This window comes from Pseudonocardia nigra (assembly GCF_019396355.1).
Taxonomy (GTDB): Bacteria; Actinomycetota; Actinomycetes; order Mycobacteriales; family Pseudonocardiaceae; genus Pseudonocardia; species Pseudonocardia nigra.
In genome coordinates this window covers 1-6,469 of the sequence record NZ_JAHKRK010000318.1, presented here as the reverse complement: position 1 = coordinate 6,469, position 6,469 = coordinate 1, and the positions used below count along the sequence as shown (strand labels likewise).

Genomic DNA, 6,469 nt, shown 5'->3' with positions numbered 1-6,469 from the left:
CCGAGACACTGACCGCCTACCACCTGCACCCCTCCCGCGGCCGGGCCGCGGTGACCGAGTTCGACGTACTGCCCGCGTTCCGCGGAACGGTCGTGCACGACGCCCTGGCCGTCTACGACGCCTACCCCGATGCCCGGCACGCCCTGTGCGGCGCGCACCTGGCCCGCGAGCTGGTCGCCGCCGCCGAAGCCACCCCGACCAGGACTGGCCCAAACAGGCCCTCCGGGCGCTGCACGGGCTCAACACTGCCGCCCACCATGCCCGCGAGCAGCGACAACACCAGATCCCGCCGGAGATCGCCGAACCGCTACTGACATCGTGGCGCCACGCCATCCTCGTCGGGCTCGCCGAACACCGCCGCACACCCGGGCGCAAACAGTCCAAGACCCGCAACCTGCTCGAACGCCTACGCGACCGCGACGAGCAGGTGCTGCTGTTCGCCCGCGACCTGACGGTGCCGTTCACCAACAACCAGGCCGAGCGTGACGTGCGCCCGACCAAGACCCAGATGAAGATCAGCGGCTGCCACCGCTCCGCCGACACCGCCCGCGCCTGGCTACGCATCCGCAGCTACATCTCCACCGTCCGCAAACACGGCGCCGACGTCCTCACCGCACTGCGCGACGCCATCACCGGAAACCCCTGGTCACCACCCTGCGCCTCAACCACCTGAATGGTTACGATCGGTGAGCCCTACCAGATCGAGCCACCGCTCCGCGCGCTCGACGGCAGCGCGCCGCTCACCGATCCCGACTTCCAGTGCGCGCACAACGTAATGATCCGGCGCATAGCGCTCCTGCAACTCGGCCATGCGCCGATCGAAGGTCATGCACTCCCCGCCGGGACCGATCGTCATGTCCGCGAACCAGAGCAGATCACGCACAAGGCTGCGTTCGTCCTCGAACTGCGCCATTTCGCCGGAAAACCCCAGAGATCGGGCTTCCGAGGCCGCCGCGGAATGGAATGCGACGAGACCCACCAGCCGTTCGGGGGCGCCGACCGTCCGCAGGTAGCGCGCGCCGTCGAGCGGATGGAACGTCGTGGCCAGCTCGGGCGCATACCCGACGTCGTGCAGCCACGCCGCGGCGTGTAGTACCTCTCCGTTCTCCTCATCGAGCGCGACGGCCATGCGCCCTGCGCGGACGGCCACCTCTTGCACGTGCACCCAGCGGCGCGGCAGCGCGTCGGCCAGCACGGCACGCGCCGTCTCTTCGGCCCATCGCAGGATCGCCACGCTGGGAGCCTACGAGCATCCGGGCCGCCCGGGTCGCCCGTCGTGGGTATCGGCAGATCCCGGCGACTCGCGCGTCAAACGGGGGCGACTCGCGCGTCGGAAACGGGCGACTCGCGCGTCAGCGGGTCGCCGTCCCTGCCAGGCGGCGGTCCGCGTCCTCCCAGTTCGGTGGCAGTGTGGCGGCGGGCACCGTCCAGAACCTGAACGCCGAGTCGGCCATGACGGACCGGTGGCGCGTCATCACCGAGCGGTGCGGCTCGCTGCGCACCATCGCGTTCAGCGCCGCGCGGTCACGCCACGCGCTCAGCGTGCGGAACTCCCGGCGCAGTGGGTGCGCCACCAGCGACACCCCGAGCGCCCCCTCGGCGCGCCGGGTCTGGGCGTGCACCCGCATCGCGTCGAGGAAGAACGGCAGGACGTGGCGGAAGCCCCGCACGCGGAATCGGGACGCCATCACCACGACCTCGGCGGCCGGGTCGGGCTCGTGAATGCTGGTCCAGGGCAACGTGGGCACTGTTCCTCCTTCAGGTCTTGACAATGACAAGATGCCCGTCCGCGCGAATCTTGTCAACGTCAAGACCTCGGCTAGGCTGAACCCCGTGCCGTACCACCACGGGGACCTGAGGCGTGCGCTGCTGGACACCGCGCTCGAGGCGATCGCCGAACACGGCCCTGTCGCCGTCAGCCTGCGGGACGTCGCGCGCCGGGCCGGGGTCTCGCACGCCGCGCCGACCCACCACTTCCGGGACAAGACGGGCCTGCTCACCGCTGTCGCGACCGAGGGGTGGACGCTGCTGGGTCAGGCGCTGAACGAGGCCGCGGCGGACGGCGGGTTCGTCGACGTCGGCGTCGCCTACGTGCTGTTCGCGACGGGCCACCCCGCCCACTTCGCCGTGATGCGCGCACCCGGCCTCGTCCGCCGGGACGACCCACAGCTCACGACGGCCATGCAGCAGGCAGGCGCGCAGCTGCACGCCGGAGCGAGCCGGTACGCGGGCGACCCGGGCGACGCGGGCGTCACCGCCCTCGCGGCGTGGTCGCTGGTGCACGGCCTGTCCGCCCTGCTGCTCGAGGGCGCCGTGACCTCCGAGCCGGGCAGCGACGTCGCGGCGCTCGCCCGGTCGGTCGCCGAGCGCCTGCGCGGCGCCGACGGGTAGAGCGTCACCAGCCGGAGAAGAACCGCTCCTCGGCGCGCGGCTCGCCGCTGGTGGCGCCCTTGACGAGCTCGGTCGGCAGCGTGACCTGGCGGGGCCGGTTGCGGTCGCCGCGCTCGAGCAGCAGCTCGCCCGCCACGCGCCCCTTCTCTAGCACCGGCTGCCGCACGGTGGTGAGCCCGGCCCGCTCGGCCTCGGGAACGCCGTCGAACCCGGTGACGGTCAGCTGCCCCGGTACGGACAGCCCGCGCTCCGCGGCGTGCCGCAGCGCGCCGAGCGCCAGGATGTCGGAGGTGCAGACGATCGCGGTGAGCCGAGGGTGGGCCGCGAGCAGCGCCGCTGCCGCGTCCTGCCCGGCCTCGACGCTGTGCTCGAACCGCTCGTGCACGGGCACGTCGGCCCAGTCCACGCCGACCTCGGCGAGGCCGTCGCGGATCCCGGCGAGCCGGTTGCGCTGCACCGGGTAGGTGGCGGCGACCTCCCGCTCGACGGCAACCGGCCCGTCGTTGCGTCCCGCGGCGATCCGCATGCAGAGCACGCCGATGCGCCGGTGCCCGAGCCCGGTGACGTGCCGGGTGAGCGCCAGCATGCCGGCGCGGTCGTCCACGCCCACCCGGTCGACGCCCTCCACGCCCACCGGCTGGTCGCAGACGACGGTGGGCACCGGCCGCTGCAGCACGGCCAGGAAGTGCGGATCGTCCTCGCTCACCGAGTACACGACGAACCCGTCGACACCCGCCTGGTGCACCGCGGTGACGTCGGCGTGCTCCGGGCTGACCGGGACGAGCAGCAGCCCCTGCCCCGCCTGCTCGCAGGCGAGCGCGAGGCCTTCCAGGAATCCGGTGGCTGCGGGGTCCCGGAACGCGTACGAGAGCGCCTCGGTGAGCAGCAGCCCCACCGCCCCGGCCTTGCGCGTGCGCAGTGACCGCGCCACAGGATCCGGACCCGGGTACCCGAGCCGGCGCGCCGCCTCCAGCACTCGGGCCCGCAAAGGAGCCGACAGCTGGTCCGGACGGTTGTACGCGTTCGAGACCGTCGTCCGCGACACACCCAGCTCCGCGGCCAGCGAGGCCAGGGTCGCCGGACGCCGCACGTTCGATGGCCCCATCGGCGAACCGTAACGGTTCAGACACTCAGACGGAAAGTCGAGGACCCACCCGAGGAGGGAGCTGCTCCTCACACGCTAGAGTGAATGACAATGGTTATCAGTCCACTGTGATCGGGGAGATCAGCAGTCATGTCGCTCCGCCGAAGCGCCGTCGCCGCGCTCGCCGCCCTCGCCCTCGCCGGATGCGGCTCCCAGGCCGCACCGGGAACGGCCGACCAACCGGGTGCGGACGCGCCGATCAACGTGGTCGCGTCCACCGACGTCTACGGGAGCATCGCCGACGCCGTCGGTGGCGACCGCGTGACGGTGGAGGCGCTCATCACCGACCCGGCCGCCGACCCGCACTCCTACGAGAGCACCCCTGCCGACGCCGCGACCGTGGCGGACGCCGCGATCGTGGTGTTCAACGGGGGCGGGTACGACCCCTTCGTCCCGCAGCTCGTCGAGGCCGCAGGCGGTGAGCGCACCGTGATCGAGGCCGTCGCGCTCCCCGGGCTCGCCCCGGCCGAGGGCGAGGCCGCCGAGCAGCCTGCGCCCGCGGAGGAGCACGCCGAGGAAGGGCACGCCGAGGAGGGGCACGCCGAGGGCGAGGCCCCCGCGCACGACCACGGGGCGTTCAACGAGCACGTCTGGTACGACCTGCCGACCGTCCAGAAGGTGGCCACGCAGCTCGCCACCGAACTCGGCGCGATCGACGCCGCGAACGCTGCGGAATACACGGCGAACGCCGAGGCGTTCAACGCCGAGGTGGGCGAGTTGCTGACGAGGGCGCAGGCGATCGGCACCGCGCAGTCCGGGGCCAGGGTGGCCGCCACCGAGCCGGTGGCCGGGTACCTGATCGAGGCCGCCGGCCTGACGGACGTCACCCCCGCGGAGTTCGCCGAGGCGATCGAGGAGGACACCGACCCGCCCGCCGCCGTCGTCGCGGAGACGCTCGCGCTGTTCACCGGTGACCCGGTCCGGGCGCTGATCGTCAACGCGCAGACCCAGACCCCCACCACCGACCAGGTCCGACAGGCCGCGGAGACTGCAGGGGTGCCGGTCGTGGAGGTCACCGAGACCCTCCCCGACGACGCCGACTACGTGACCTGGATGGGCGGCCAGATCGACGCACTGGCCGGCGCCCTCGACGGAAGCTGAAGACCGTGACCGCACCTCCCACCGCCACCACCCGCGACGGCACCGAGCAGGCCGTCCGGACGCCCGCGCTGTCGCTGCGCGGTGCCCGCGTCAGCTTCGGCGAGCGCACGCTGTGGGAGGGCCTCGACCTCGACGTCGCGCCCGGCGAGTTCGTGGCCGTGCTCGGCCCCAACGGGTCGGGCAAGACCACGCTGGTGCGGGTGCTGCTGGGGCTGCTGCCGCTGTCGGCGGGCGAGGTGCGCATCGCGGGCCGTCCTCCGCATCGGGGCAGCCCAAGCATCGGGTACATCCCGCAGCAGAAGGCGCTCGACCCCGACCTGCCGCTGCGCGGCCGCGACCTCGTCGGCCTCGGCCTGGACGGGCACCGGCCCGGCCTGGGCCTGCGCGGCCGCCGCGGGCGCCGGGAACGGGTCGATGCCGCGCTCGCGGCCGTCGGGGGCACCGAGTACGCGAACGCACCGGTCGGGCGGCTGTCCGGCGGCGAGCAGCAGCGCCTGCGCGTGGCGCAGGCCCTCGTCGGCGACCCGGACGTGCTGCTGTGCGACGAGCCGCTGCTGTCGCTGGACCTGTCCCACCAGCGGACGGTCACCCGGCTGATCGACGAGCGCAGGCGCGCCGCCGACACCGCGGTGCTGTTCGTCACCCACGAGATCAACCCGGTGCTGCCGCTCGTGGACCGCATCCTCTACCTCGTGGACGGCCGGTTCCGGATCGGCCCGCCGTCGGAGGTGATGACCTCCGAGGTGCTGTCCGAGCTGTACCGCACCGACATCGACGTGCTGAACGTGCGCGGCAGGCTCGTGGTCGTCGGCGCGGAGTCGTACGGCGAGCACTGCCACGAGGAAGCCCCCCAATGAACGAGCTTGCGAGTTCATCCATCAATGCAGCTGACCTGCTGGGCAGCCTGTTCACCTTCGAGGGGATCGGCGAGCTGCTCGCGCTGCCCTTCGTGCAGAGCGCGTTGATCGCCTGCGCGGTGCTCGGGCTCGTCGCGGGGGCACTCGCCCCGCTGATCGTCTCGCGCGGGATGGCGTTCGCCGTCCACGGCACCGCCGAGCTGGCGTTCACCGGCGGCGCTGCCGCCCTGCTGATCGGGATCGGTGTCGGGGTCGGGGCCGTTGCAGGCGCCGTCGTCGCCGGGCTGGTGTTCGGGCTGCTCGGGCTGCGCCAACGGGAGCGCGACTCCGTGATCGGGGTGGTGCTCGCGTTCGGCCTCGGCCTCGGGGTGCTGATGCTCGCGCTCTACAGCGGACGCGCGTCGAACAAGTTCGGCCTGCTCACCGGCTCGATCGTGTCGGTCGACTCCACCAACATCGCCGTGCTCGCGGTCGTCGCCGTGCTCGTGATCGTCACGCTCGCGGTGCTGTACCGGCCGCTGCTGTTCGCCAGCACCGACCCGGACGTCGCGCTGGCGCGCGGCGTGCCGGTGCGGTTCCTCTCGCTGGTCTTCGCCGTGCTCATCGGGCTCACCACGGCGCTCGCGGTCCCGATCGTCGGGGCGATCCTCGTGCTGTCGGTGATGATCGCGCCGGGCGCCGCGGCGGCGCGGGTCACGGCGAACCCGCTGCTCGCCACCGTGCTGGCGGTGCTGTTCGCCGAGCTGTCCCTGGTGGGCGGCACGGTGCTGTCCCTGGCACCCGGACTGCCGGTGTCGGGTTACGTCGCGACGATCGCGTTCCTGCTCTACGTCGGGTGCCGGCTGGTGGGCCGGGTGCGCTCCCGCCGGGTGGCCGCCGCCTGACCCGAACGTCAGGAAAGCCACGTTCCCGACGCTGAACGTCAGGAACGTGGCTTTCCTGCCACTTGGGGGCCGGCTCAGCGGCGACGGCGCTG

9 protein-coding genes are annotated in these 6,469 nt (G+C 72.8%); 6 read left to right on the top strand and 3 right to left on the bottom strand.

Annotated features, from left to right (window positions below; translation table 11 throughout):
• The coding region (locus KME75_RS45435; protein ID WP_219419965.1) for an IS66 family transposase at positions 1–314 on the top strand (314 nt) is incomplete at its 5' end.
• Positions 230–673 carry an IS66 family transposase gene (locus KME75_RS44430; protein ID WP_281424878.1) on the top strand — a complete coding sequence of 148 codons (444 nt, stop codon included), beginning with the start codon at positions 230–232 and terminating at the stop codon, positions 671–673. The genes KME75_RS45435 and KME75_RS44430, both read left to right, overlap by 85 nt.
• Here the strand turns inward: KME75_RS44430 and KME75_RS38995 are convergent.
• Positions 662–1,234 carry an HD domain-containing protein gene (locus tag KME75_RS38995; protein WP_219419964.1) on the bottom strand — a complete coding sequence of 191 codons (573 nt, stop codon included), beginning with the start codon at positions 1,232–1,234 and terminating at the stop codon, positions 662–664. The genes KME75_RS44430 and KME75_RS38995 overlap by 12 nt on opposite strands.
• A 118-nt stretch (positions 1,235–1,352) precedes the next feature.
• A complete protein-coding gene (locus tag KME75_RS38990; protein ID WP_219419963.1) occupies positions 1,353–1,748 on the bottom strand; it encodes a DUF3291 domain-containing protein in 396 nt (131 codons plus the stop codon).
• A 31-nt stretch (positions 1,749–1,779) separates the two neighbouring features.
• Here KME75_RS38990 and KME75_RS38985 point away from each other — a divergent pair, with 31 nt between their 5' ends.
• On the top strand, positions 1,780–2,391 hold the full coding sequence (locus KME75_RS38985) for a TetR/AcrR family transcriptional regulator (protein WP_219419962.1): 612 nt from the start codon (positions 1,780–1,782) through the stop codon (positions 2,389–2,391).
• Positions 2,392–2,395: 4 nt separating this feature from the next.
• On the opposite strand, the gene KME75_RS38980 is transcribed toward KME75_RS38985, so the two are convergent.
• Positions 2,396–3,496, bottom strand: coding sequence for a LacI family DNA-binding transcriptional regulator (locus tag KME75_RS38980; RefSeq protein ID WP_219419961.1), 1,101 nt, complete (start codon positions 3,494–3,496; stop codon positions 2,396–2,398).
• A 129-nt stretch (positions 3,497–3,625) separates the two neighbouring features.
• On the opposite strand from KME75_RS38980, the gene KME75_RS38975 reads away from it, so the two are divergent.
• The 3 genes from KME75_RS38975 to KME75_RS38965 are packed head-to-tail and all read left to right on the top strand — an operon-like array spanning position 3,626 to position 6,377.
• Entirely contained in the window at positions 3,626–4,636 is a 1,011-nt protein-coding gene (locus KME75_RS38975) for a metal ABC transporter solute-binding protein, Zn/Mn family (protein ID WP_219419960.1), read from the top strand.
• A gap of 5 nt (positions 4,637–4,641) precedes the next feature.
• Positions 4,642–5,493, top strand: coding sequence for a metal ABC transporter ATP-binding protein (locus KME75_RS38970; protein ID WP_219419959.1), 852 nt, complete (start codon positions 4,642–4,644; stop codon positions 5,491–5,493).
• On the top strand, positions 5,490–6,377 hold the full coding sequence (locus tag KME75_RS38965; RefSeq protein WP_219419958.1) for a metal ABC transporter permease: 888 nt from the start codon (positions 5,490–5,492) through the stop codon (positions 6,375–6,377). The genes KME75_RS38970 and KME75_RS38965 overlap by 4 nt, the downstream gene beginning before the upstream one ends.
• Positions 6,378–6,469: the final 92 nt, after the last annotated feature.